Source organism: Zobellia roscoffensis, from assembly GCF_015330165.1.
GTDB lineage: Bacteria > Bacteroidota > Bacteroidia > Flavobacteriales > Flavobacteriaceae > Zobellia > Zobellia roscoffensis.
Genome location: NZ_JADDXT010000002.1, coordinates 4548874 through 4573508, shown reverse-complemented (window position 1 = coordinate 4573508; position 24635 = coordinate 4548874). Strand labels below are relative to the sequence as shown.

The following is a 24635-nucleotide window of genomic DNA, read 5'->3' as shown; positions in this document are numbered from 1 at the left end:
ATATGGCGCTTAACACTGCAAAATAAACGACATTTAGTCAGTTGTAAGTTTTTGAAAAAGGTTAGACTGATACTATAAAAATACGAAATGGGTCTCTTTAATAATATATTTGGAAGTAAAAATGAGGGTGAAAATAAAAAGGAAACTAAAATTCCTTGGATAGCACTTACTTCCGTTGAACAACTAAGTGAAATTGAAAAAAAGTCTTTAACGAAACCACAGGTGATATTTAAACATTCAACTACTTGTGGTATTAGCCGGATGGTTTTAAACATGTTTACTCAAAACTATGCCTTTGAAGATGGTCAAATGGATTTCTATTTTCTAGACTTGCACAGTTATCGTCAAGTTTCTGATGAAACGGGTTATAAATTTCAGGTCATGCACCAATCACCCCAGCTGCTGGTAATAAAAAATGGAGGAGTGGTTGTTCATGATTCCCATGGGGCAATTGCAGAAATTAACCTAGAAAAATACCTTTAAACCATCTCATTCTATAAAGAGGCTTAAAGGTATTGTAGTAATTGAGAGTAAAATTTTTAACTTTTTTTCTTTGGAGTGAAAGGAGGTAAAAGCTTTGTTTTTACTTCACCAAAACCGATGCGTACATCATTATTTGAGCAATACCCTTTCATAATTACGGTGTCATTGTCTTCAATAAATTTACGCTCAGAACCATCATTTAGTTTTACAGGCTTGGTGCCTTGCCATGATAGTTCAAGCATGGAGCCGTAAGAGTCAGGGGTTGGCCCGGATATGGTTCCGCTACCCATCATATCACCACTGTTTACAATACAGCCGTTAATTGTATGGTGGGCTAATTGTTGTGCCATGGTCCAATACATGTACTTAAAGTTAGATTTTGAGATGGTGGTTTCGTTACCGTTTTCGGTTGCTATACTTACTTCAAGGTTAATGTCGTAGCTATGTCTCTCTTTTTGCTGTAAATAGGGGAGTGGCTTGGGTTCTTGCGTTGTACTTTCAACACGAAATGGTTGAAGGGCGTCTATGGTTACAATCCATGGAGATATAGATGAAGCAAAGTTTTTTGCTAAAAATGGTCCAAGAGGCACATATTCCCATTTTTGGATATCACGGGCGCTCCAATCATTAAAAACTACCATTCCAAAAATATATTCTTCGGCTTCATTTACGGAAATAGGTTCTCCTAGCACATTGGCATCCGTGGTAATAAATGCCATCTCCAATTCAAAATCTACCAAACGCGATGGTCCAAAAACGGGCTTGGTTTCACCTTTTGGCAAGGTCTGCCCCATGGGCCTGTGAATAGGTGTTCCGCTGGGTATAATGGTGGAGCTTCTACCATGATACCCAACAGGTATATGAAGCCAGTTGGGTAATAACGCATTATCCGGATCACGGAACATAGTGCCAACATTTGTAGCGTGTTCTTTGCTGGAGTAGAAATCTGTATAATCACCTACTTGTACAGGCAATTGCATTTCAATCTCATCCATAGAAAATAAGACTACATTTTTATGATCTTCATTGTTTTTAAGGGTTTCGTTAGAAGCCTCAAAAATTTCACTAATACGATTACGAACTAATCGCCAAGTCTTTTGTCCGTCAGATATAAAATCGTTTAGGGTGTCTTGTAGAAAAATATCGTCCGTAAGCGGGATGTTCTCAAAGTAACCAAGTTGATGAAGAGCTCCTAAATCTATTGCATAGTCTCCAATACGTGTGCCTATTGTAATAATATCATCACGGGTAAGGAAAACCCCGAAGGGTATATTCTGTATAGGGAAATCTGATTGATCTGACATGGGGAGCCATGTTTTTTTTGAGGGGTCGTTCGCGTATATAGACATAGAAAGATTGTTAATTTGTATTTGATAAATTCTTAATCAAATATATTGTTTTATGAGTTTTAACAATGGGCAATTCGTACTTTTGCATCTCATTTAACAGAATATTTGCTTATGCAACGAGACAATCAGATTTTTGAACTAATAGCAGAGGAAAGAGAACGCCAAATAAGCGGTATAGAGCTTATAGCCTCTGAGAATTTTACGAGCCCCCAAGTTATGGAGGCTGCGGGATCCGTACTAACCAATAAATATGCCGAGGGATATCCTGGGAAGCGTTATTATGGGGGTTGTGAGGTAGTTGACAAAATAGAGCAATTGGCTATTGATAGAGCTAAAGAATTGTTTGGAGCTGCGTATGCAAATGTCCAGCCTCATTCAGGTTCTCAGGCAAATGCTTCGGTTTACCACGCATGTTTAAAACCGGGTGACACTATTTTAGGATTTGACCTTTCTCACGGAGGGCATTTGACTCACGGATCTCCTGTGAACTTTTCAGGTAGATTGTACAACCCTGTTTTTTATGGTGTTGATAAAGCAACCGGTACGCTAGACTATGATGTTATCCAGGAAATAGCAACAAAGGAAAAACCAAAAATGATTATTGCAGGAGCGTCTGCATACTCACGAGATATTGATTTTGAAAAGTTCAGAGCTATTGCTGATAGCGTTGGAGCTTTATTGTTGGCTGATATTTCTCATCCAGCTGGTCTTATTGCAAAGGGTATTCTGAACGATCCAATTCCGCACTGTCATATTGTGACCACTACAACTCACAAAACTTTAAGAGGGCCACGTGGTGGACTTATTTTAATGGGAGAAGATTTTGATAATCCTTTTGGAATCAAATTAAAGAACGGTAATCTTCGTAAGATGTCCGCTTTATTAGATTTGGCTGTTTTTCCAGGAAATCAAGGTGGTCCTTTGGAACATATTATTGCAGCTAAAGCTATTGCTTTTGGAGAAGCTCTTTCTGACAATTTCCTTAATTATATGATTCAGGTTAAGAAAAACGCTGCTGCAATGGCTGCAGCTTTTGTTGCTAAAGGATACAATATTATTTCGGGAGGAACGGATAATCACATGATGCTTATTGATCTTAGAAATAAAGATATTACAGGTAAGGACGCTGAAAAAGTTTTAGTACAGGCAGATATTACGGCAAACAAGAATATGGTTCCTTTTGACGATAAGTCGCCATTTGTAACGTCTGGTATTCGTTTTGGTACAGCTGCTATTACAACTAGAGGTTTAAAAGAAGCTGATATGAATGTTATTGTTGAATTGGTAGATGAAGTTCTAACCAATGCTGAAGACGAGACAAAAGTAAAAGCGGTTAAGAAAAAGGTAAATGCCTTAATGAATGGTAGAGAGCTTTTTAATGCTTGATTGAAAATCAGAAAGTTACAGTAAGTAATTAATATAATCCCATCCCCCAACTACTCAATTTTATTTGAGTAGTAAATGGGGGATTGATTATTTTGGGGAATGGGCAGTTTATATTACTGTCAAACACCTCAAAAACTTGTCTTGATTTAATGGTTAAGCATAAATAGGTCACCGTGTTCTATGGTAGAGCTCTTTAAATCATAGATGACAGCATCATCTTCAGATTCAAAATAAAGACCCCAATACTGAAAATAATCTTTTTTGGTGTTATTATCAGCTTCTATATTTTGTATTAGAATTTCATTTTTTTCGTTATTTTCTTCTTCAAAAACAGGAACGTAGATTTCATAAGGTGTTTCGGTTAAACCTTTGCTGAAATGCACATAATGTTTGCATATTTCAGCTATGATAATATCTAACTGTTCAGGAATGCTATTGTCGTAAATTTTATTGATGACAATAGCCGTGTCTTTTAGGAAAAAAGTAAACTCTTCAATATCTACACTAAAACCACTTTCTTCAACAAGATTGTTAAGCAATTTTATGAAAGAGGTCCTTCCTGGTTTAAAATTACCCCAAGTACCTTTGTTGAAATGAAATAGCATTTCAACTAAAGAAATATTACAATTTAACTCAATAGCTAAATTGGTTTTGGCATCTAGATTCGTGCAATTGAGAATAGTGACTTCTGCGAAGAATAATTTTTCTAAACTATTAGCAAAAGATTCCATTCCTTCTATTTGCGAACCGGACGTATAACCATTAGACTGGTTGTTTCTAAAACTATCTTGATATAGTGGCATATGACGTAGTTATACACTTTACGCCAAAGATAGTTTTCGGTTTTGTTTGCGCTATAAAGAAAAACCCCATAAAAACGGGGGGTTTTTTAGATTTTGCAAAAAGTAAAAATCTTAAGTAGCTTATTTTAAGATATTTATATATTTATTCTATATGAACCCACGCTTTTTTGCTTCCTCAATTAGGGCAAAGTCGTTACCATTTTCTACATTGAAGATTATTTTTAACTGTCTTTTTCGGTTTTCAACGGTTGTGCTAGATGCTGCAACTAAAGAAGAGATGTCTTTAGTTTTGGTGCCAATGGATAATTGGTATAATATTTTTTTATCCCGTTCATCTATCTGGTCTTCGTTTGCCATTTTTCTACGTATGGCTTGCAGTGCCGCGGCAGTATAATAAGGAGGATTTTCTTTGACGGTCTTCACCATATCCTGCAATGTTTTCTCATCAACTTCAGATTTAACCATGTACCCGTCTGGATTAACTGTTTTTAAAACATTGTTAATGTGGTAACTATCACTAAAAGATGAAAGGAAAACTACTTTAGAAGTTGGAGAAATTTTTCGTACCAATAGACCTAAATCAACACCGCCACGTTCTTCTTTGGCACTATCTGGAAACATCTGAATGTCTAATAATATTATATCATACGGCATACGACTTGCAGAACTTTCTATTTCTGCTTTTCCTTCTAAATAACTAGGTGCAATATTTACAGTTACTTTATAATCCTCAAAATCACAACCTTCAATGGTATACTTGTAGCCTAATACAATCATTTCATGATCATCAACAGCTAATATTCTAATTAAATTCTCCATAGTTTGCTTGGTCAGTCTTGATTTTTTGATAAAGTCTTTAACTGGTTGCGCATTTGCATTAAGTTTCTAACGGAATCTGAAGCGTAACGGTGGTGCCTTTGCCTCGTGAACTATTAATAGTATATGTTCCTTTTATTTTTTCAATCCTAGATGAAATGTTTCGTAAGCCTATCCCTTTTTTTCTGGAACTTGTTTTGAAGCCTTTTCCATCATCTATAATCTTTGTAATAAAACCAGTATCAGTTTTACTAAGTTCTACAATTACGTTTTTACATGCTGCATGTTTAACACAATTTTGTAAACTTTCTTGAATCATACGATACACGTTGATTTTTACATTCGCATTCAGCGAATCCCAATCAAAGCTTTCATTGTATACAAAATTGTATTCAAAATTGGCAGTAGTTTGAACTGTGTTTAATAAATCACTAATTGAATGTATAAAATTAGGAATATTTTGATAGGCAGCATGACTAAGTTCATGAGAAATAGAACGAACCTCTTTTTCAACCTCCTGTAGGGCGTTTATAGCTTTTTTTCTCTCCATTTCAGCTTCGTTTCCTTTTCTTTTGTTGAGACCGGTAAGTACCATACGGGCACCTAGCATTTTTCCTAACACACCATCATGAAGTTCTTCGGATATTCTTTTTTGCTCTATTTTTTTCCCTTCTTCTAATTTTTCTTTTTGGGTAAGCATTAAATTAAAAATCTCTTGGTTAGCTGCCTGTTGTTGTTGTTGAAAACGGAGTTTTTGGTTTTTAGATCTCTGGTCTAAAATTATATATGACATAAGCCCTAGCAATAATATGGAAACGGCAACCCCTGTCCATAGCTGTTTTTCGCGAGCTAGAACTTCATTCTCAGCAATAAATTCATCCGTTTCAAAACGGATTCTTGCAAACTTATTTCGGACTTGTCTTTCGGCTTGTTGCAGGCTGTCATTTAGAGAAATGTACTTTTGATTGTAATAGCTAGATTTTGAGGACTCTAATTTGGCTAAAAGCTGGTAGCTTTCCAGGACGCGATCGTTATTACTTGATATTTTTGCATAGCCCAAGGCTTTCTTTGCTTGAAAAATAGCGTTTAATGTGTCATTTTTACTCAAGTGATATTCGGCAAAGCAGAAATGGGTGCGTGAAACATCTTTAATTTCCCCTAAGCTATCCTGAAGCTTAATTATTTCTAAAAACTGGTCGGAGAGGTTTTCCTGATTATTTACTTTGAATTTGCTGTAAATTAAATTATTTAAGGCAGTACCGTACAAAGCAGGTTTTTCTGATTTCAGGCTTTTGTCTTTTAGTACTTCTTCAAAATAAGGAATGGATTCCTCAAAATTGCCTCTTTCCTGGTATACAACACCAATATTGTTCTTAAGGCTAAGACCGTAGTTGTTTTCAAAGTCTAGTTTGGTTTGATATTCAAGAGCAGTCGCGTAGTAATCAAGAGCCCTGTCAAAATCTTTTAGTTCTTTTGTAATTGAGCCTAAATTATTATAACAGTAGTAAAGTCTTTTGTGCTCTTCTAGTGGTTTTAAAATTTCAATGGCTCGTATGGTGTTAATTTCACTACCAGTGTAGTCTTTAATGTCTGATTGTGTAACAGCCATGTTGTATAGCATACGGGCAGATTCATAATCCATATGAAGGGCTTCGTATATTTTTTGGGCTTCCGAAAAGTATAAATATGCCTCATGAATACTTGCTTTTGACCTATGGAAGCTAGCTAAATCCCAGTTTGCTTCGGCAAGAGTTATGCTATCATTTGATAATTTGGATAATTCAATGGTTTCTTGATTTGTTCTTAAGAAGTTGACAGAATCTTTCAGATTTAAGTACTTGAGGGAAATTTTAGAAAAAAGCTTAAGTTTTATTGAATCGTTATTTAGCTCATCCGTTTTTTTTTCGGCTTTAGCCAAATAGAGTTTGCTTTTCTCTTTTGAGACACCTGAATTACTGGAGCTGTCGATCAGAGCAAAAACTGAATCGACTTGAACGATGGATTTGTGGATGTTATTTTGATCTTTCCTATGACAAGATATAAATGATGCGGTAAGCAAGAGAAAGCTTAGGTGAACAGTGATTAGAAGGGGTTTACGTTTGACACAGATCATATGGACAATCCTGGTTAAAAAAAAAGCCTTAAAACTTAATTTAAGGCTAATATAATCTATTTTGATTTTATTTTAAGAATCTCGAGTATCGGTTGGCACGTCATCACCATCGGTAGAAGAGTCTCGTGTATCCGTTGGAACATCATCACCGTCGGTAGAAGAGTCTCGTGTATCCGTTGGAACATCATCACCGTCGGTAGAAGAATCTCGGGTATCCGTTGGAACGTCATCACCATCTGTAGAAGAGTCTCTGGTATCTGTTGGAACGTCATCACCATCGGTAGAAGAATCTCTGGTATCTGTTGGAACATCATCACCATCGGTAGAAGAATCTCGGGTATCTGTTGGAACGTCATCACCATCTGTAGAAGAGCCACGTTCGTCAATTTCAACATGGTCGCCGTCGGTTGGAGAGTCTACGTTTACGTCATAGGCTGAATCCGTTTCTGTTTCACATGAGACTATTCCAAATGACATAATCATCAATGCTAAAATGGTCGCTACTTTTTTCATAATTAAACTAGTTTAGGGGGTTATTGATTGTTTCTTACACCGCTAAACTAGTGTGGTTTACGATAAATTTAATCAGCTTTAAAATTGTAATGGTGAACGAACCAGTTTTATGAGTAAACTGCTGGGTTTTGAGAGTATTGGATTAATTAAGAGAGGAAATTGTGTTTTTCGACAACAAATTCTTGAGCCCGTCAATATTTTCTCTGTACGATTTAGAGAATGGTAGTTGCATCTTATTCTGTTTTAAGGTGCAGTATGATTTGCCATAACTAATACGAGAAATAAAGTTCGTGTTTACTATGTAACTCTGGTGTATTCTTACAAAGTTTTTTGGTAACTGATTTTCGAAGGTCTTTAACGTTTTATAGGCGTTATTTATTGTCCCGTCTTTCATAACAAATTCCGTAGAATTGTTATCTGCTTGTAGGTAAAGAATATCATCTGTGTTTATATATTGAAAATCACGATATGATTTTAAACACAATGTTTGTGGTTCTGTTTTGGCGGGTACTTGCTTTTTGAGGCGTAATATCGATTTCCTTATATCAAACTCATTATAAGGTTTTAACCAATAATCAAAGAATCCATTTTTTATGGCCTCGTATGCGTAGTCTTTACTTTTAGATATACCTATTATAATAGGAAGCTCATTTAAATATTGGTGAAGCTCCATAACCATGTGAAAGTATTCATAAGCACTTTCATTAAGGTTAATAAAAATTACATCTGGAGAATATTTTAAAATTGTATTTGTGCCTTCGGTACTATTTTGGGCAAGACCGGCACAAGTGAAATCACCATAATCCTCCAAATAATGCTGTAATTGCAAATTTGAGGTCGCATCTGAATCTATTATGGTGTAAGTATATTCCAAGACACATTATTTTGATGCAAATTAGTGACAGTAAGTTACATAGGTATAAAGATATTCCCCACAATAATTGGGGTTTTTATACGTAAAATGTTGGCTATTAGCTCGTTTGAAGGAAAAATACTACTTTTTATTTTGTTTTTGTAGTGTTTTTAAGAAAAATCCTTTTTTTTCGGTTTTTGAACAGTATTTCTCTAGGTTCTATATGATAAATTCTTCTTAGATTAGAAAAGAGTGTTTCTTATAAAGGGTATGGGCCACTACATTGTGTAATAAATAAAATTTAACTCTTAATCTGTACTAGAAAACTCGTAAGCACCTAGGTCTGGTGTCTCTGTTCTGTCTTTTCCTAAAATATCTTTGGAGATATTTAAGGTAAAGGTTTTATCTCCAATGTTTAAAGCCGATGAAGTTATAGTTAGCCTAAAGTCATTTTTAGAAGTATTTACAAATTCTAGAGGCTCGTTTAATATGTTATTCTTGTACTTGGAGCTATCTTCAAAATTATATAGTTTTTTTGATTCAGAGGTTAGGTTGGTTGTGTTTGCCGTAATTGTACAAGAACTGAATAAAAAGTTGTACCTATTTAATTCGTTGGAACTATGGGAAAGTTCAAAATCACTGTTACCATCTATAATACAATTTTTAAAATCGGCCTTTATTAAATCTATACCAATAGAACCGTTATTTTCTGTTTGCTCAAAATTATTTATAGTAAGAGCTGTGCTAGGGCGGTAACTTTCTGTCCAGTAATTAGCAATTGTAGTGTGTGTAAAAGAATAACTACCTCCTAAATTACAATAAAGAGAGCTGCTTCCCGCATTACCTAAAACAAGGTTTTCTCCTGAAATAACTGCTGTTTTTCCCCATAGATTAATTTTAGAGCTATTGTGTACCTGCGAATTTTTAATGTTTAAAGTAGGTGTAGAAAAAGAAGATTCACCCTCTGCAAAGATGCCTATTGTTGCATTTTTTAAAGTCAGATACTCTATAGTATTATCAACGCTTCCAGAGGCTATTCGGATGCCTTCCCATTGACCGGATACGTCTCCATATTCAGGTTCTAGCCGGTCTCCCTCAAAAATAACTTCATTTTCAAGCAGTTGTTGGTCCGTACTTAGTGTTCCGTTTATGGCTAATTGAGCTTCAGGTTGAACCAGAATTCCTGAATTCTCATGAAAATAAACTCTTGCACCTGCATCAATGCTTAATGTCTTTTCTTTAGGGACTACAGCAAATCCATAAATTACGTAGGGTTTCTCATTAGTGAACTGTAGTTGGTCGTTTTCAAGCTCAAAACCAGGAGACAGCATATCCTCTCCGTTAGCATCAATCCCAAGAACAACGGTTTCTTTCTGTCCGTCAGAAGCAGTTTTTGGATAAAGAAAAATAGCATCTTGCACCAGTGTCACCAGTGGAATTTGTTGACTGGTAGCACCTTGGCCAAATTGTAAAACATCAGTATATAAAAGCTGATTCGCGCCTTCATTTTCCAGTGTTACAGTGGTCTCTATGAAAATATAAAGACTGTCCTTGGACATGAGTGGAATGTTTTGAAAAGTCTTTCCTGCGGCTCCATCTACATTTAACCTATAGGAGCTTTCATCTCCTTGTTCTAGGCCTATAAAGGGAATTGATATATCGTCTTTGCTACGGTTGTACACTTTTAGGCTGTAGGTACTGCTGCCAATATTGGCAAATACAGTATCTAAGAAAACCGTGTCTTTAGAAAACTCTAAATTCCCATTACTTGTAGTATAATCAAAATCTTTTCTGCAAGAGCCAATAGAGCAGAGCAGAGCAAATAATACTATTAGGGTTAGGAATAACTTCATTATTTATTTGGCTTTAGTCTAGAATGCTTTCCTGCACTATTGTAAAATCGCCATGTTCCAAAAAGTTTACATTTTCAGGAATACATCTTTAATTTCTTGTGATATACGTGTTGGTTTTAAGGTCTCAGCATTTAAAAGACACCACTCCGTACTAGATTTTACTAACAGTTCTTTGGTTTTCTTATTGTGCATTTCAACAATACGAACGGACACAGCACCTCTGCTTTTTTGTATATAGGTACGCATTTCTATGACATCATCTAGTACAGCTGCACTTTTGTAAGTGATATGATGCGTCATAACAACCCAAATTATTCCGTTGCGCATTTCTTCCGGAGCTACGGTCACCCAGTGCTCTTTAGAGATATCCTGCATCCACTGTACATACCTTACATTGTTAACATGATCAAGGTCATCTAAGTCGTCTTTTTGAACAGTAATAGTTTTTTGATAACTCTGCATTTATTTCTTTTGGATTTTTACCTCAAACATTTTATCCCATTCTTTACCAGTAACAAAAAACGTTTGTCTTTCCGGGTGGTAGGCAATACCATTTAGAACATTATCTGTGTCGCTCCAGGTAGCATGGTGGGTAACCTTACCACTCAACCCTCCAAAATTAATAACACCTTCTATTGCACCACTTTTTGCGTCAATAATCATAACGCTAGGTTTTTGATAGACGTTGGCGTAGATTTTGCCGTTAACATACTCCAGTTCGTTTGCACTATCGTTAATAGATTTGTTGGTCACAGTTTCAATATGGCCTTCTTCCACTAAAGTTTCTGGATTTAAAAACCATATTTTTTCTGTACCATCGCTTTTAAACAACTTTTTACCGTCGTTGGTTAGTCCCCAACCTTCTTTACTATCTCCAAATTGGAAATTATCAATTTTATCCAGGGTCTTTAAGTCATAGATAAAGCCAAGACCACTGCGCCAAGTAAGCATATAAATTTTGCTATTTAAAATGGTGATGCCTTCTCCAAAGTATGTTTTGTCTAAATCTACTTGCTGCAAGACCTCACCCGTCTTAAAATCTACTTTTCTTAATGAAGACCTTCCTTTTTTTCCTGTACTTTCATAAAGTGTATCCTTATAAAATTCTAGACCTTGCGTATAGGCCTTATTGTCATGAGGGTATTCTTTAATTATTTCATAAGTGTAAATTTCAGGGGCATTCGGAGCCAGTAACTTTAAGTGTGTGACAATTTCTGCAGAAGTATCTTCATATGCAACGGTAGCTTTAAGCGTTTTATCGCCTAAGTGCGGCATATTCAGTGCAATTTTGCCGTCGTTAACGGGAACTTCCTTACCATCAATGCTATAGGTTACACTTTCAATTGTTTTGTCTTTTTTATTTTTTAGGGAAACTGAAATATTCTGGTTTTGCTGAAAGCTTTTACTGTTTCCTTGTAATTGAATTTCGAATAGCGAAGAAGGCGTATTGTCACCTCCACAGGCCATAAAAAGCATTAAAAAAAGACAGACTGGGAAAAACTTTAAAATTGTCATTATAAAATTAAATTTGGTTATGCCTGATTTACAGGTGTTTTTAGATGTACAAAAATAACGAACTCAAAACAATTTGTTGATATTAAAATTAGAATGTAAAACAATTGTGAAAGAAACAAAAGGTTGTATATTTGCAGTCGGCAAGTCCTACACGACCAGCTCCTGTAGAATCCCCCAGGGTGGGAACGCAGCAAGGGTATATGGTTGTAGCGGTGCGATGTAGGTAGCTTGCCGATTTTTTATGACCTAAATTCTACTAAAAACAGGGTCATTATAACAAATTCACCTCAACTCGTTTACATCCTTTAAATTCTTGCCGAAATACACTATAATTATTGTTATTTTGCAGCAATTATGGAGCAAAAAGTAGTGTTGATTACAGGTGGTTCTTCCGGAATAGGAAAATCTATAGGTTTATATTTAAAATCAAAAGGGTTTAAGGTTTATGGAACCACAAGAAGTTTGGCTAAACATCAAGATTTTGAAGTTTTTGAATTACTTCAACTAGATGTTTCTGATAACGAGAGTATTGTTTCTGCCGTAAATAAAATTATAGTAAAAGAAGGTAAGCTAGATGTATTGGTAAATAATGCGGGAGTAGGAATTACCGGCCCCATTGAAGAGACACCTACAGAAGAGGTTCAGAAAGCTTTTGACACTAATTTATACGGCCCATTAAGAGTAGTGCAAGCTGTATTGCCGCAAATGAGGAGGCAAAATGGGGGAGTCGTTATAAATATAAGTTCAATAGCAGGTTATATGGGCTTGCCGTATCGCGGGATCTATTCGGCTACAAAAGGAGCACTTACCATTCTTACTGAAGCTTTACGCATGGAAACTAAAGAATTTGGTGTGAAAATTGCGACTATTGCTCCAGGAGATTTTGCTACAAACATTGCTTCTGGGCGGTATCATTCACCTGTTTTAGAGAGTTCTCCTTACAAAGAACCTTATGGCAACACCTTAAAGATGATGAACGATGATGTGTCAAACGGGGAAGATCCAATTGCAGTAGCCAAAAAAGTTTTGGAAGTAATAGAAAGCTCAAACCCTAAGGTGCATTACAAGGTTGGTTCTCCATTGCAAAAATTCTCCATTGTCTTAAAGTGTATTTTACCAGATAAAGTATACGAGAAACTCTTGCTAAACCATTATAAGTTGTAATTTTGTCCTTTGGAATATATGATTCCAAAAAGTGTAGTAATTATCTAATATTAAACCTAATAAACTCTAGAAAATGAAATTTTTTATAGACACAGCCAATTTGGATCAGATACGGGAAGCACAAGAACTTGGTGTTCTTGACGGTGTAACAACAAACCCGTCTTTAATGGCCAAAGAAGGTATTTCAGGACGAAATAATATATTGAAACATTATGTAGACATCTGCAATATTGTTGATGGTGATGTTTCTGCTGAAGTTATTGCCACTACTTTTGATGAAATGGTAAAAGAAGGTGAGGAATTAGCTGAGCTTCACGATCAGATTGTTGTGAAAATACCAATGATCAAAGACGGTGTAAAGGCATTAAAATATTTTTCCGATAAAGGTATCAAAACCAACTGTACGTTAGTTTTCTCAGCAGGACAAGCTTTGTTGGCGGCTAAAGCTGGAGCAACTTATGTTTCTCCATTTATTGGAAGGTTGGATGATATTTCTACAGACGGTCTTAACCTAATTGCGGAAATCAGACATATCTATGATAACTATGCGTTTGAAACTCAGATTTTGGCTGCTTCTATCCGACACACCATGCACGTTATTGATTGTGCTAAAGTTGGCGCAGATGTTATGACCAGTGGGTTGTCTTCTATTACAGGTCTTCTAAAGCACCCATTAACTGATAGTGGTTTAGAGAAGTTCTTAGCTGATTACGCTAAAGGAAATTAATATATCATCGTAATTCAATTACGTAGAAATAAAAAAAGGGATGCTGTTGGGCATCCTTTTTTTGTTCTTATGTATTATTGTAAAGTAGTAGTTTAGAAGGATGTATAAACATTAGCAAATGCATCTACAATTACCTTGTTATCTGTAATAATACATTTATTAAGTGGGTAAATGATGAGTGACTTTGTCAACTCTTCAAAATCAGATGAACGGTACTGTTTTGCTTGATCTATACCAGACATTTCCATCATTGCTTTCCAATTAGATTCATTGGTTTTAATATTTATGCCTATGTAAGAGTACTCAGGTTTTTTTGCAGATAGTTGTTCAATTCTTCTATTGATATTATCAAAATGCATTCTATCCGTAGCTGACCAAAAATAGAAAACTGTCTTATTGTTCTTGGCTGCAATTTGCTTCATGGTTAGAGTATCGCCATTGGCATTTGTAACAGATACGTTGGGTATTTCTTTCTTAGGCTGAATGTTTTTAATGCCTTCGTACAAGGCATCAATTTCATTCATGTGCCTATTATTATGGCTTAGCTCTCTAAAACCGCTAATAAACTCTTCATTATTTTCTTCGGAGTCATGGACTTTCAATAAATAATCAAAAGCTACATATCTAAAAAGGTTGTCTTTTAGCTCTTTCTCTTGCACAAGGCTATCTATAATGTGAAGTTTGTGTTTGTTAAAATGAAGCTGGTTCTTAACAACGTTATTCTTAATGCTACATGCATGCGAACAGGTCATGAAAGACATATTACCAACATGGTTGATCATAAAGTTGTAATAAGGCCTTAAGTAGGTTAAATCCTTATCATTAAAAATTAAATCTTTTCTGTAGTCGTAAAAATTAACGGGTAATTTGTCTATTATTTTTTCTCCTGTAAGCCTTTTATGTTTAAAAGGGTATTCTTCTTTGTACGTGTTGTAGTTGTAGTTTACGCTGGCACTGGCAATTTTTTGCTCTTTTTTAGAAAGCTTACCTTCGCTTTTAATCTCGTCCAGTTCATCTAGTTTTATTTTTTTTAGAGAATCAATGTTTCTTTCAAAATCAATAGGGTTCATTCTGTACATAGCACGAACCGAATTTGATTCTTCCTCATGAGCTAAGAAAACTTCTAAAAGAAAATTATTGAGTTCCTCTCCATCTCCAGAAAAAACTAATGATTCATCAAAATCCGAGGTGTTCAAGCGAACTACCAGACTATCCCCTTTTTCAAGATATACATACTGTAATTCCGGATCATGATTAAAATGGTAAAGACCTTCGGAAATAGAGTCTAGTGAAAAAGAAAAACGATTGTCTTCGTCTAATTCTGCGGAATCTATAACTACATCCCCTTTTAATAATACAATATGATTGCTTGTAGGGTTAACAATTTCACCAGCAAAAAAAACAGTGGAAGAATTTTTTTCTGCAGCACAACTTCCTAGAAAAAGAAAAAAAAGATAGAGTAAATTTCTATTCATATAGTTAAACGCTTACTGTGTAACGCTCAAAATTAAACAACCCTTGGGCAGTTTGCTGTTAATAGTGAGTTAAAAATAAGTAGGTTGCGTTAAGGTTTTAGTTGAAGTGAATGCTTTCTAAGTTTATTGGTCTAGGCCATTAAAATTCTGTATTTTTGCACGAATTTTAAAAAGAAAGTTATGCTGTCGGTATCAAATCTATCTGTACAATTTGGAAAAAGGGTCTTGTTCGATGAAGTGAACGTAACTTTTACTCAGGGCAACTGCTATGGGGTAATTGGAGCAAATGGAGCGGGAAAATCTACATTTTTGAAGATTTTATCAGGGCAAATTGATCCAACTTCTGGCCATGTTCATCTTGAACCGGGTAAGCGTATGTCTATTTTAGAACAGAACCACAATGCTTACGATGAATCTACGGTGCTTGAAGCTGTGGTAATGGGGAACAAGCCGCTTTTTGCTATAAAGCAGCAAATAGATGCCCTTTACGCCGATTATACAGATGAGAATGCCGATAAAATTGGAGAACTTCAGGTGCAGTTTGAAGAAATGAACGGTTGGAATGCTGATAGCAATGCCGCGGCTTTATTATCAAACTTAGGTATAACCGAAGAGTTTCATTACACTTTAATGGCAGATATAGATTCAAAACTTAAGGTTCGTGTGCTTTTGGCACAGGCTCTTTTTGGAAATCCAGATGTGCTGATTATGGATGAGCCTACCAACGATTTGGATTATGAAACTATCAACTGGCTAGAAAATTTCTTGGCTGATTACGAAAACACGGTAATTGTTGTTTCCCACGATAGACACTTTTTGGATTCTATCTGTACCAGTATAGCGGATATCGATTTTGGAAAAATGAATCTCTATTCGGGTAACTATACGTTCTGGTATGAAAGTAGCCAATTGGCTTCTCGTCAGAGAGCGCAACAGAATAAAAAGGCAGAAGAAAAGGCCAAAGAACTACAAGAATTTATTGCTCGCTTTAGTGCCAACGTTGCAAAAAGTAAGCAAGCTACTTCTAGGAAAAAAATGTTGTCCAAGCTTAAAGTAGAAGACATTAAACCATCTAGTAGAAGATATCCTGCCATCATTTTTGAAAGAGAACGTGAAGCAGGTGATCAGATTTTAAATGTAGAAGGACTTTCTGCTAGATCTGAGGATGGCGATTTGCTTTTTGAAAATGTAAACTTAAACTTAGCAAAAGGGGATAAGGTGGCAATCATTTCTCGTGACTCTAGAGCTACCACTGCTTTCTATGAAATTATAAACGGTCAGAAGAAAGCAGAAAAAGGTGATTTTCAATGGGGAATCACTACTACTCAATCTTATCTGCCAGCAGATAACTCTGATTTTTTTAAAGAAGATATAAGTTTAGTAGATTGGTTAAGACAATGGGCTAAAACCGAAGAAGAAAGAGAAGAAGTTTATATTCGCGGTTTTTTAGGAAAAATGCTTTTTAGTGGAGAAGAAGCTTTAAAAAAATGTACGGTTCTTTCTGGAGGCGAAAAGGTACGCTGTATGTTAAGTAGAATGATGATGCTAAGAGCTAACGTAGTTATGTTAGATGAGCCTACCAATCACTTGGATTTGGAGAGCATTACAGCTTTTAATAATAGCCTTAATAACTTTAAAGGAACGGTGATGTTTACTACTCATGACCACCATTTTGCGCAGACGGTTGCCGATAGAATCGTAGAGTTGACCCCTAAAGGCAACATAGATAGATATTTAGCGTTTGATGAATATATGTCTGACAAGACATTACGGGAGCAGCGTAATAAAATGTACGTTGCTACGGTATAGCTTTTGTTAAACCTGTATTCTTAAGTGTTTATGGTGGGCGTTTTTTTAATTCAAGAACCCAAACTTGAATTAAAAAAGGGCCCATTATGTTCAGTTGACAAACTGTCAACCTGAGCCATTTAAGAAACATTAAAATGCAACAGATGAAAACCTACAATCTAATCTATGCCTGTATGGCATTACTTGTCCTTATTGGTTGCAGTAAAACTGATAGTGACAATCTTGGTGAGAACGAAAAAGAAAAAAGTGTTCAAGCCAATTACACCTTAATCGTCAAAAACCAAGGAAATCTTAGTGGAACTCTTTTTAATGTGGAAGACGAAGCGCTGACCATTAAGACAGAAGAGAGTAAATTTACCTCTGTGTCATCTCCAGACCTTTCCTATGAAGAGAATAGCGTATTAACTACTTATAACAAGAAAACCAATTGTAGTGGAATGCTTACTGTTCATGATTTTAATGATGATAGTAGCGTTAGCCATGATGTTTTTACAGATTTAGGCTCTTGTAACCTTACAGCTAAATCAATTGTTCGTAAAGGGGGCAAAATCTATATCGCGTACGATCTACATATTAGTTCTACGGTAGATGAGTTTTATGTTCGCGTTTTAGACGTGTCAGTTTCGGAACCTACATTTATAGATGTAGAATTAAATCAAAGACCGCTTGAACTGGCTTACGCAAATAATAGATTGTTTGTACTTGGTGTAGATGAGGCTGTGACAGATGAAAATTCTATTACAGTAGTAGATGCTAATGCAAATACCGTAATACATAACCAACTCGTTGGTTTTGATGTAAGACGAATTTTTACAAACCCGGCCAATAATATCATTATTAGCTATGATAATTTGCATAGTACATTGAACAGTGAAACCATGGCTTTATTATATACTAGTTATGGTGAAGGTAAGGAGCCTAATTTTACCAAGTCGTCTACTTTGCATTTTGATAGTGCAGGTAAGATGTATTATCAAATGTCTCCAACAGCATATAGCATTTTCCCTGTAATACCGGCTATTTATGATTTCAGTAAGAATTTGACCGTTTTATATGCTTACGAAAACTTCATGACGGAAACTCAGCTTAATTTTGAGTTCAATGTAGAAAAAACAACAATGGTGAGTTATGATGAGGAAAATAATTTGTTATTAATTGGATACAAGAAAACAAGCGGAGAAAACAAAGGTGGTTTATTATTGATTAAACCAGAGCCTGATCCGGAATTATTGAACAGTATAGATGTAGAGGGTATACCCACATCTATTTTTATGAATTAATCAGTTGTTTTTAACTCAATCGAAAAAAGGCATTTTACTGTGTAGTAGAATGCCTTTTTGCATGGAATATAGTTTATGGTCAGGCGTTAAAGTATTTGCTGTTCCAAATGGTATGATTAAAGTTTTTTCCCAAAGCAAAGCCGTAAAAAATAACAATCGATGCCAAACATTTGAACATAAAAAAAAAGAGGATAAAAAACTGTGCATTAGAACTACTCTTGGAGAATAGTCCGCTAGGAACCAAAAGTGTAACTAGGTAACTTAGAGCAACTACTAGGCAAGTTAGGTTTACAATACTTTTAAAAGGCCACATTAACCATTTTCTTAGAGGATGTAAATCCTCTCCCCATTTATGAATAAGATAGAAGTAGTTGTTGCCAATAGGGGCAAATAGAATAGGGTCATCTTTGTCTTCAAGTTTAAAAAGCTTGGATGGTGCAATGATTTTAAAACCTCTTAATTCAATGCCATGAATTCTTTCTAGGCTCTTTATTTCGGCAATGGCCTCTGCTGGTATTTTTCCTTTGAAATAGTTTGAAGCTAAGAAGCGAAGCCTATAATCTATGCAGATTTTCTTTATTTGATCTATGTGGTAAATGCGGTCCGTTTGTAAGAGATCTAGGTTAAAGGAGTTGGTAGTAGAAGTGTTTTTTGTTTTAAGAGTTTCTCCAATTTTCTCTCTACTTTTAGAATCTTTACTTAGTATTTCATGCAATTCATATAAAGACTGTATAGGGTCTTTTTTACGTAAAGTTTTACGTAGTTCCTCTTCTATATTTACCTTTTTTAAGAGCATGTTTTTACAGGTTATCTCAAAATTAAAAAAATATGGAGCGAAATTTAGATTGCAAATCACAAGTGTTTGTTAATAATTTGTTAAAAATTAACATTTGAATGCCCCTAAATTACAGGGTGACTGGCATATGTTGTAACTTGTCGAAGTATTTGAACCGTTAATCGACTGCTTTAACAACTCCCTGGCTTATTTATATGAAATATCTTACTAAAGTCTTTTCTTGTGCCCTATGCTTTTCTTTTTTGTCACTTACTGCTCAAGAAAGTGTAAGTAAATCAAATTCAACTTATCATAAGACAGAAGGCAAGAAGTCAATTGTCAATTCTACGGCAACTTCTAAGAATCATCAAACTCTTTTGGCGGTTATGAAAGCTACGGACTTAGAAGAGCTATTGGATCATGCAGGTCCATTTACTGTTTTTGCACCATCTGATCTTGCATTTCAAAAGATATCGGGTAAAACTGTAGAGTATTTATTACATCCGGAAAATAGAAAAGAATTAAAAGATTTATTGACTTACCATATTGTAGCAGGTCAAATTACGGCCTCAAAAATATTGAAAGCTATGTGCAGGGGTAAGGGTAAGGCAACTTTTACCACGGTTCAAGGAGATATAATTACAGCTACCATGAAGGGTATAGACATCATTCTTAACGACAGTTTTGGGAATACTGCAACAATAGTAGTTGCAGATTCTAAGCAGCGTAATGGTGTGATCCATGAAATTGATAGTGTTATTCTTCCAGGGAAAATCTAAAGGTTTTTTAAATTTTTCCCTTTCCAAAATTATCTCAGTTCCGCTCCTAATTCGTTTTGGTACGTTTTTTCAAGCTTACCCATTATGCGGTCTATTTGTTTATCCGTTAACGTGCGTTGGCTATCCTGCAGGGTGAAACTTACTGCGTATGATTTTTTTCCTTTAGGTAACTTGTCACCTTTGTAAACATCAAAAAGGTTGATGTTTTTAAGTAGCTTCTTTTCTGTTTTTCTGCCTAATTCGTAAACCTTTTGGAAAGTAACGGAATCATCCAATAGAAGTGCAAAATCTCGCTTTACTTCAGGGTACTTTGGTATTTCGCGATAGGTGATACTATTTTTCTCAGCAAAGGATATTACGTTACTCCAATTAAAATCGGCGTAAAGGACCTCTTGCTTAATATTCATTTTCTTTAGTATGGATTTTTTAACCAATCCAAAGGAGACCAAATCTTTAGTTCCCGCATTTAAGCTTAAACCTTCTGAAAACAATGTGTTTGAAGTAGGTGCTGGTGTAACATCAGAAATACCTAAACGATTTAAAATGTTGGTTACAATTGATTTCAGGTAGAAAAAATCATTTGCTTTTTCCGTTCCGGCCCATCCACCTTCATTTCTGTTTCCGGTCAAATACAGGCAAAGATGTTTGTTCTCTATATATTTTGATTTTTTTTGCTCGTACGTTTTACCAAATTCAAATAACTTCAAATTCAGTTTTTTACGGTTGTTGTTGTATTGAATTGTTTCAAGACCGGTAAACAACATAGAACGACGCAAAACGGACAGGTCATTGCTCAACGGATTCAACATTTTTACACTTTCCTCCGTAGAATTATCGTCTAATAATTCCGCATTACCAGGAGCCGTTAAACTATTGGTCATAATCTCATAGAAGCCCTGAGAAGCTAAAAAGTCTCCGGTTATGCTCTGAAGTTTATAATCGTCAAACTTGGAAACTAATGCCGTAGAAGCATTTAGTTTTGTTCCAAAATCAATATTGTTATAACCATAAACGCGTAAAATCTCTTCAATAACGTCAACCTCTCGTTGTACATCTACTCGGTAACTTGGTATAGAAAGACCAAGACCGGCTTCAGTAACACTTTTAACCCTAATATCTAATGATGCCAAAATAGACTTAATAGTGTCTTGCGGAATTTCCTGCCCAACAAGAGAATAGGTTTTCTTAAAGGTTAGAAAAACTTGATGCTCGTCAAATCGCTTCGGATAAAAATCAACAATGTCAGAAGTAATATCACCTCCGGCTATTTCTTTGATTAATAAAGCGGCACGTTTAAGAGCGTACTCTACGTTTTCAATATCAATACCACGTTCAAAACGGAAAGAAGCATCCGTATTTAACCCATGTCTTTTGGCTGTTTTTCTAATGGCCACAGGATCAAAATAAGCGCTTTCAAGAAAGATGGAAGTAGTTGTTTCCGTTACCCCTGTATTTATTCCGCCAAAAACCCCAGCAATACACATTGGCTTTTCAGAATCACAAATCATTAAATCATCTTCATGTAACTCACGTTCCTCCCCATCTAAAGTCATGAATTTTGTTCCGGCAGGTAGTGTTTTTACTATTATCTTTTTACCGTGAATACGATCAGCATCAAAAGCATGCAATGGTTGCCCTAGATCATGCAAAACATAATTAGTGGCATCTACCAGGTTGTTTGTAGGATTGATGCCAATGGCCCGCAATCTGTTTTGTAGCCATTTTGGAGATGGTTTAACCACAAGATTACTTATGGTAATGCCTGCATAACGGGGAACCAGCTTGCTATCATCTACCTGTACTTGTAGTTTTAGTGAGCGGTTGTCTATGTTAAAATGACTTATAGAAGGTGTAATCAGCTCTTTAGTAATCTCTTTTTGCCTTAAACCGGCCTTTAAATCTCTTGCTACGCCATAGTGGCTCATAGCGTCTGCTCGGTTGGGAGTGAGTCCAATTTCAAAGACTTCGTCAACCTCTACATCAAAAATATCTGCACAAGGAGTACCCGGTTTTAGTTTGGCGTCCAATACCATAATGCCTTCATGGCTGGAGCCAAGCCCCAATTCATCTTCGGCACAGATCATACCATGACTTTCTTCGCCGCGAATTTTGCCTTTTCCTATTTTCCAAGCTTTGCCCTCTGGTGTATAAAGTATGGTTCCAACGGTAGCAACGGGAACTTTTTGGCCTTTTGCTACATTAGGAGCTCCGCAAACAATTTTTAATGGAGTATCGTCGCCTACGTCTACAGTAGTGATTTTTAGTTTGTCCGCATTTGGGTGCTTTTCGCAAGTAAGGACGTGTCCTACGACAATACCTTTTAACCCTCCTTTTATGGACTCAAAAGGAGTGATTCCTTCTACTTCTAAACCTAAATCGGTTAAAAGTTCACCTGTTTTTTGGGAGTCCCAATCAAGTTTAAGAAAATCTTTTAACCAGTTGTATGAAATCTGCATCGGTAAATTTTAGTGGCGGTAAAGATAAAACAATGCATTAAGACATTCAATATACAGCGCAACTGAATTACTCATTTTTTTGTTGTAAGTTTTACGCCTTTAAAACGATTATTAGGAGAAATAGATGATAATGAGGAAATTGATTTTTTTATGGGCGATAATTATTGTTTTGGTATCCTGTAAAAATGAAAATGAAAGCGAGCTGAACCAAGGTATTTGGTTGGGACAATTAGAAGTTATGGATGGTAAAAAACTACCCTTTAATTTTAATGTTTCAAAAGATGAAAATGATGCATATACCATTGAAATTTACAATGCTAGTGAAATTATTAAGGTTGATGAAATTGAGATAAAGGGCGATTCAATCCGGATTCAGACGCCTGTTTTTGAGGGGTATATTCAGGGTAAATTGAGTGAGAAAAGTATAAAAGGGAATTTTATAAAGGAAAGTTTGGATAGGGTAGTCCCGTTTGAAGCTTCTTATGGAGTGGAAAAACGTTTCACTGTAAATACACCGCCCGCTGTAAATATTTCTGGTATTTGGGAAACTGAATTTAGTCAAGGCACTTCCGATAGTTATATGGGAAAAGGGATTTTTGCAGAGAATGACGGTAAGGTTACGGGAACGTTTAGAACTACAACGGGAGACTATAGGTATTTGGAAGGCGTGGTTTCTGGTGATTCTCTAAAATTGTCTGCTTTTGATGGGGCGCATGCATTTTTGTTTCTGGCCAAGGTAACGGACAGTACACTGAATGGCACATTTTATTCTGATAATCATTTTAAAGAACCTTTTGTTGCAAAGCGAAATGAGAGTTTTGAGCTTCCTGAAGCGGACGAGCTTACTTTCTTAAAAGAGGGCTATGATAAGTTTGAGTTTTCTTTTCCTGATACAAATGGAAAGATGGTTTCATTAGAAGATAAAGCTTATAAGGATAAAGTGGTGCTAGTTCAGATAATGGGTTCTTGGTGTCCTAATTGCTTGGACGAGACCAAATTCTATGTTAATTATTTAAATGATAATCATACAACGGATTTGGAGATGGTAGGTTTGGCCTTTGAATATGCTAAAACTAAAGAGCTTGCTTATAAAAGTATTGAGCGATTAAAACAGCGGATAGGAGTGAACTATCCTATTTTATTGGCACAATACGGGACTTCGGATAAAGATGAGGCGCAACAAAAACTTCCTATGTTAAATCACGTTCTGTCTTATCCTACCACTATATTTATTGATAAAAAGGGAAAGGTCAGAAAGATTCATACCGGGTTCAATGGTCCTGCAACAGGAGAAAAGTATACCGTTTTCAAAAGGGAATTTGACAGCTATGTAAAAATGTTGATAAACGAATAGGTTTAAATAATAGTAGATTTACCTAAGCCTATGTTCTCATCATTAATACTAGGGCTTTCATCAGATTCTACAATATTTTCTGAAATGAAATCTCCTACATAATCCGTACCGTATTTGCTGCTTCCTAAGACGTCCGTGGTAACCACTTTTTTCACGAAAGATTTGTGAACGGCAGCTACAATGGCATTTGCCTCTTCGTTAAGGTTAAAATGTTGTAGCAACATAGCTGTGCTTAAAATAGAGGCTACAGGGTTGGCAATATTCTTTCCCTTTGCTTGTGGGTAGGAACCATGAAAAGGTTCAAACATAGCATTGTCAGTACCTACGGATGCAGAAGGCAACAATCCAACGGAACCAAGAATAACACTGCCTTGGTCAGAAAGGATATCACCGAACATATTATCGGTTAAAACCACGTCAAACTGGCGAGGGTTCAACATCATTTGTACTGCGGCATTGTCTATAAAAAGACATTCTAAAGTGACTTCAGGATAACTTTTTGAAATTTCCGTAACCGTTTTACGCCAAAGCCTAGAAGATTCAAGAACGTTGGCCTTATCCACTAAAGTCAGTTTTTTCCGTCTTTTTTTTGCAGTTTTAAATGCTAAGTGGGTTATACGGCTAATTTCTTCTTCGGAATAGCTGCAAAGGTCAGATGCGACCGTACCATCTTCGCTTAAAGTTTTTTCTCCAAAATAGATACCACCTGTAAGCTCTCTAAAGATTACTAAATCGGTATTATCAACAATATTTCGTTTTAAAGGGGAGTTGTCCAAAAAAGCAGGAAACATTTTTATAGGCCTGATACTGGCAAAAAGGCCAAGTTCTTTACGTAATCTCAAAAGACCTTGTTCAGGTCTTACTTTAGCTTCGGGATTATTATCATACTCTAAAGAGCCGATAGAGCCAAAAAGAATAGCATCAGATGCTCTACATAGCTCTAAAGTTTTATCAGGTAAAGGTCTTCCTGAACCGGACATGGCAATTGCACCTACGGGCGCTTCAACAAGTTCAAACCTGTGATTGAACGTTTCTTCGATCGCTTTTAGGCATTTTACGGATTGAGCCAATACTTCTGGTCCAATTCCGTCACCACCAAGGAGGGCAATTTTTAGCTGCATCTAGAGAATTT

General features: G+C 35.8%; 21 protein-coding genes and 1 other RNA gene. 9 read left to right on the top strand and 13 right to left on the bottom strand.

Features of this window, described 5'->3' with window-relative positions:
• The first annotated feature begins 87 nt into the window (after positions 1-87).
• A complete protein-coding gene (gene ytxJ, locus IWC72_RS18540; protein WP_194530822.1) occupies positions 88-483 on the top strand; it encodes a bacillithiol system redox-active protein YtxJ in 396 nt (131 codons plus the stop codon).
• Between the two features lie 56 nt (positions 484-539).
• On the opposite strand, the gene fahA is transcribed toward ytxJ, so the two are convergent.
• Positions 540-1832 carry a fumarylacetoacetase gene (fahA, locus tag IWC72_RS18535; RefSeq protein WP_194530821.1) on the bottom strand — a complete coding sequence of 431 codons (1293 nt, stop codon included), beginning with the start codon at positions 1830-1832 and terminating at the stop codon, positions 540-542.
• 111 nt (positions 1833-1943) lie between these two features.
• Here fahA and glyA point away from each other — a divergent pair, with 111 nt between their 5' ends.
• A complete protein-coding gene (gene glyA / locus IWC72_RS18530) occupies positions 1944-3218 on the top strand; it encodes a serine hydroxymethyltransferase (RefSeq protein WP_194527662.1) in 1275 nt (424 codons plus the stop codon).
• A gap of 146 nt (positions 3219-3364) precedes the next feature.
• On the opposite strand, the gene IWC72_RS18525 is transcribed toward glyA, so the two are convergent.
• From IWC72_RS18525 to IWC72_RS18490, 8 genes are all read right to left on the bottom strand, one after another.
• A complete protein-coding gene (locus IWC72_RS18525; protein WP_194527661.1) occupies positions 3365-4021 on the bottom strand; it encodes a hypothetical protein in 657 nt (218 codons plus the stop codon).
• A 147-nt stretch (positions 4022-4168) separates the two neighbouring features.
• The gene (locus IWC72_RS18520) at positions 4169-4840 is read right to left on the bottom strand and encodes a response regulator (protein WP_194527660.1); all 672 of its coding nucleotides are present in this window, start codon (positions 4838-4840) and stop codon (positions 4169-4171) included.
• Positions 4841-4898: 58 nt separating this feature from the next.
• Positions 4899-6950, bottom strand: coding sequence for a tetratricopeptide repeat-containing sensor histidine kinase (locus IWC72_RS18515; RefSeq protein ID WP_194530820.1), 2052 nt, complete (start codon positions 6948-6950; stop codon positions 4899-4901).
• Between the two features lie 72 nt (positions 6951-7022).
• The gene (locus tag IWC72_RS18510; RefSeq protein ID WP_194530819.1) at positions 7023-7463 is read right to left on the bottom strand and encodes a hypothetical protein; all 441 of its coding nucleotides are present in this window, start codon (positions 7461-7463) and stop codon (positions 7023-7025) included.
• Positions 7464-7605: 142 nt separating this feature from the next.
• Positions 7606-8337 (bottom strand): LytR/AlgR family response regulator transcription factor, encoded by a 732-nt coding sequence (locus IWC72_RS18505; RefSeq protein ID WP_194527657.1) that lies wholly within the window; start codon positions 8335-8337, stop codon positions 7606-7608.
• Positions 8338-8624: 287 nt separating this feature from the next.
• Positions 8625-10169 carry a hypothetical protein gene (locus tag IWC72_RS18500; RefSeq protein WP_194530818.1) on the bottom strand — a complete coding sequence of 515 codons (1545 nt, stop codon included), beginning with the start codon at positions 10167-10169 and terminating at the stop codon, positions 8625-8627.
• Positions 10170-10235: 66 nt separating this feature from the next.
• Entirely contained in the window at positions 10236-10631 is a 396-nt protein-coding gene (locus tag IWC72_RS18495) for an acyl-CoA thioesterase (protein WP_194530817.1), read from the bottom strand.
• Positions 10632-11684: a glutaminyl-peptide cyclotransferase gene (locus IWC72_RS18490; RefSeq protein ID WP_194530816.1), complete on the bottom strand. Its 1053-nt coding sequence runs from the start codon at positions 11682-11684 to the stop codon at positions 10632-10634.
• A gap of 138 nt (positions 11685-11822) precedes the next feature.
• Here IWC72_RS18490 and ffs point away from each other — a divergent pair.
• The 3 genes from ffs to fsa all read left to right on the top strand — a co-directional run bounded on the left by ffs (position 11823) and on the right by fsa (position 13575).
• Positions 11823-11921, top strand: an RNA gene (gene ffs, locus IWC72_RS18485) — signal recognition particle sRNA small type.
• 117 nt (positions 11922-12038) lie between these two features.
• Positions 12039-12848: an SDR family oxidoreductase gene (locus tag IWC72_RS18480; RefSeq protein WP_194530815.1), complete on the top strand. Its 810-nt coding sequence runs from the start codon at positions 12039-12041 to the stop codon at positions 12846-12848.
• Positions 12849-12921: 73 nt separating this feature from the next.
• Positions 12922-13575 carry a fructose-6-phosphate aldolase gene (gene fsa / locus IWC72_RS18475; RefSeq protein ID WP_194527652.1) on the top strand — a complete coding sequence of 218 codons (654 nt, stop codon included), beginning with the start codon at positions 12922-12924 and terminating at the stop codon, positions 13573-13575.
• A 92-nt stretch (positions 13576-13667) separates the two neighbouring features.
• Here the strand turns inward: fsa and IWC72_RS18470 are convergent, their stop codons facing one another.
• Positions 13668-15050 (bottom strand): transaldolase, encoded by a 1383-nt coding sequence (locus IWC72_RS18470; protein WP_194527651.1) that lies wholly within the window; start codon positions 15048-15050, stop codon positions 13668-13670.
• Between the two features lie 180 nt (positions 15051-15230).
• Here IWC72_RS18470 and IWC72_RS18465 point away from each other — a divergent pair, with 180 nt between their 5' ends.
• Together IWC72_RS18465 and IWC72_RS18460 are read left to right on the top strand one after the other, a co-directional pair.
• On the top strand, positions 15231-16859 hold the full coding sequence (locus tag IWC72_RS18465; RefSeq protein ID WP_194530814.1) for an ABC-F family ATP-binding cassette domain-containing protein: 1629 nt from the start codon (positions 15231-15233) through the stop codon (positions 16857-16859).
• 143 nt (positions 16860-17002) lie between these two features.
• A complete protein-coding gene (locus IWC72_RS18460) occupies positions 17003-18139 on the top strand; it encodes a hypothetical protein (protein WP_194530813.1) in 1137 nt (378 codons plus the stop codon).
• A gap of 79 nt (positions 18140-18218) precedes the next feature.
• Here the strand turns inward: IWC72_RS18460 and IWC72_RS18455 are convergent, their stop codons facing one another.
• Entirely contained in the window at positions 18219-18935 is a 717-nt protein-coding gene (locus tag IWC72_RS18455; RefSeq protein ID WP_194530812.1) for a hypothetical protein, read from the bottom strand.
• Positions 18936-19129: 194 nt separating this feature from the next.
• On the opposite strand from IWC72_RS18455, the gene IWC72_RS18450 reads away from it, so the two are divergent.
• Complete coding sequence (locus IWC72_RS18450) at positions 19130-19693, top strand: fasciclin domain-containing protein (RefSeq protein ID WP_194530811.1); 564 nt, start codon at positions 19130-19132, stop codon at positions 19691-19693.
• A gap of 29 nt (positions 19694-19722) precedes the next feature.
• Here IWC72_RS18450 and pheT read toward each other — a convergent pair whose 3' ends face one another.
• On the bottom strand, positions 19723-22149 hold the full coding sequence (gene pheT, locus IWC72_RS18445; protein WP_194530810.1) for a phenylalanine--tRNA ligase subunit beta: 2427 nt from the start codon (positions 22147-22149) through the stop codon (positions 19723-19725).
• 130 nt (positions 22150-22279) lie between these two features.
• On the opposite strand from pheT, the gene IWC72_RS18440 reads away from it, so the two are divergent.
• On the top strand, positions 22280-23503 hold the full coding sequence (locus IWC72_RS18440) for a peroxiredoxin family protein (RefSeq protein WP_194530809.1): 1224 nt from the start codon (positions 22280-22282) through the stop codon (positions 23501-23503).
• 2 nt (positions 23504-23505) lie between these two features.
• On the opposite strand, the gene leuB is transcribed toward IWC72_RS18440, so the two are convergent.
• A complete protein-coding gene (gene leuB / locus IWC72_RS18435) occupies positions 23506-24624 on the bottom strand; it encodes a 3-isopropylmalate dehydrogenase (protein ID WP_194530808.1) in 1119 nt (372 codons plus the stop codon).
• Positions 24625-24635 lie beyond the last annotated feature (11 nt).

What these genes read in the sequence shown, in the direction of transcription:
- IWC72_RS18495 (WP_194530817.1), bottom strand. Translation starts at nt 10,631, where the DNA reads ATGCAGAGTTATCAAAAAACTATTACTGTTCAAAAAGACGACTTAGAT.
- IWC72_RS18520 (WP_194527660.1), bottom strand. Translation starts at nt 4,840, where the DNA reads ATGGAGAATTTAATTAGAATATTAGCTGTTGATGATCATGAAATGATT.
- IWC72_RS18525 (WP_194527661.1), bottom strand. Translation starts at nt 4,021, where the DNA reads ATGCCACTATATCAAGATAGTTTTAGAAACAACCAGTCTAATGGTTAT.
- ytxJ (WP_194530822.1), top strand. Translation starts at nt 88, where the DNA reads ATGGGTCTCTTTAATAATATATTTGGAAGTAAAAATGAGGGTGAAAAT.
- IWC72_RS18490 (WP_194530816.1), bottom strand. Translation starts at nt 11,684, where the DNA reads ATGACAATTTTAAAGTTTTTCCCAGTCTGTCTTTTTTTAATGCTTTTT.
- IWC72_RS18515 (WP_194530820.1), bottom strand. Translation starts at nt 6,950, where the DNA reads ATGATCTGTGTCAAACGTAAACCCCTTCTAATCACTGTTCACCTAAGC.
- IWC72_RS18500 (WP_194530818.1), bottom strand. Translation starts at nt 10,169, where the DNA reads ATGAAGTTATTCCTAACCCTAATAGTATTATTTGCTCTGCTCTGCTCT.
- fsa (WP_194527652.1), top strand. Translation starts at nt 12,922, where the DNA reads ATGAAATTTTTTATAGACACAGCCAATTTGGATCAGATACGGGAAGCA.
- leuB (WP_194530808.1), bottom strand. Translation starts at nt 24,624, where the DNA reads ATGCAGCTAAAAATTGCCCTCCTTGGTGGTGACGGAATTGGACCAGAA.
- IWC72_RS18510 (WP_194530819.1), bottom strand. Translation starts at nt 7,463, where the DNA reads ATGAAAAAAGTAGCGACCATTTTAGCATTGATGATTATGTCATTTGGA.
- IWC72_RS18455 (WP_194530812.1), bottom strand. Translation starts at nt 18,935, where the DNA reads ATGCTCTTAAAAAAGGTAAATATAGAAGAGGAACTACGTAAAACTTTA.
- IWC72_RS18460 (WP_194530813.1), top strand. Translation starts at nt 17,003, where the DNA reads ATGAAAACCTACAATCTAATCTATGCCTGTATGGCATTACTTGTCCTT.
- IWC72_RS18470 (WP_194527651.1), bottom strand. Translation starts at nt 15,050, where the DNA reads ATGAATAGAAATTTACTCTATCTTTTTTTTCTTTTTCTAGGAAGTTGT.
- IWC72_RS18465 (WP_194530814.1), top strand. Translation starts at nt 15,231, where the DNA reads ATGCTGTCGGTATCAAATCTATCTGTACAATTTGGAAAAAGGGTCTTG.
- IWC72_RS18450 (WP_194530811.1), top strand. Translation starts at nt 19,130, where the DNA reads ATGAAATATCTTACTAAAGTCTTTTCTTGTGCCCTATGCTTTTCTTTT.
- glyA (WP_194527662.1), top strand. Translation starts at nt 1,944, where the DNA reads ATGCAACGAGACAATCAGATTTTTGAACTAATAGCAGAGGAAAGAGAA.
- IWC72_RS18480 (WP_194530815.1), top strand. Translation starts at nt 12,039, where the DNA reads ATGGAGCAAAAAGTAGTGTTGATTACAGGTGGTTCTTCCGGAATAGGA.
- pheT (WP_194530810.1), bottom strand. Translation starts at nt 22,149, where the DNA reads ATGCAGATTTCATACAACTGGTTAAAAGATTTTCTTAAACTTGATTGG.
- IWC72_RS18440 (WP_194530809.1), top strand. Translation starts at nt 22,280, where the DNA reads ATGAGGAAATTGATTTTTTTATGGGCGATAATTATTGTTTTGGTATCC.
- fahA (WP_194530821.1), bottom strand. Translation starts at nt 1,832, where the DNA reads ATGTCTATATACGCGAACGACCCCTCAAAAAAAACATGGCTCCCCATG.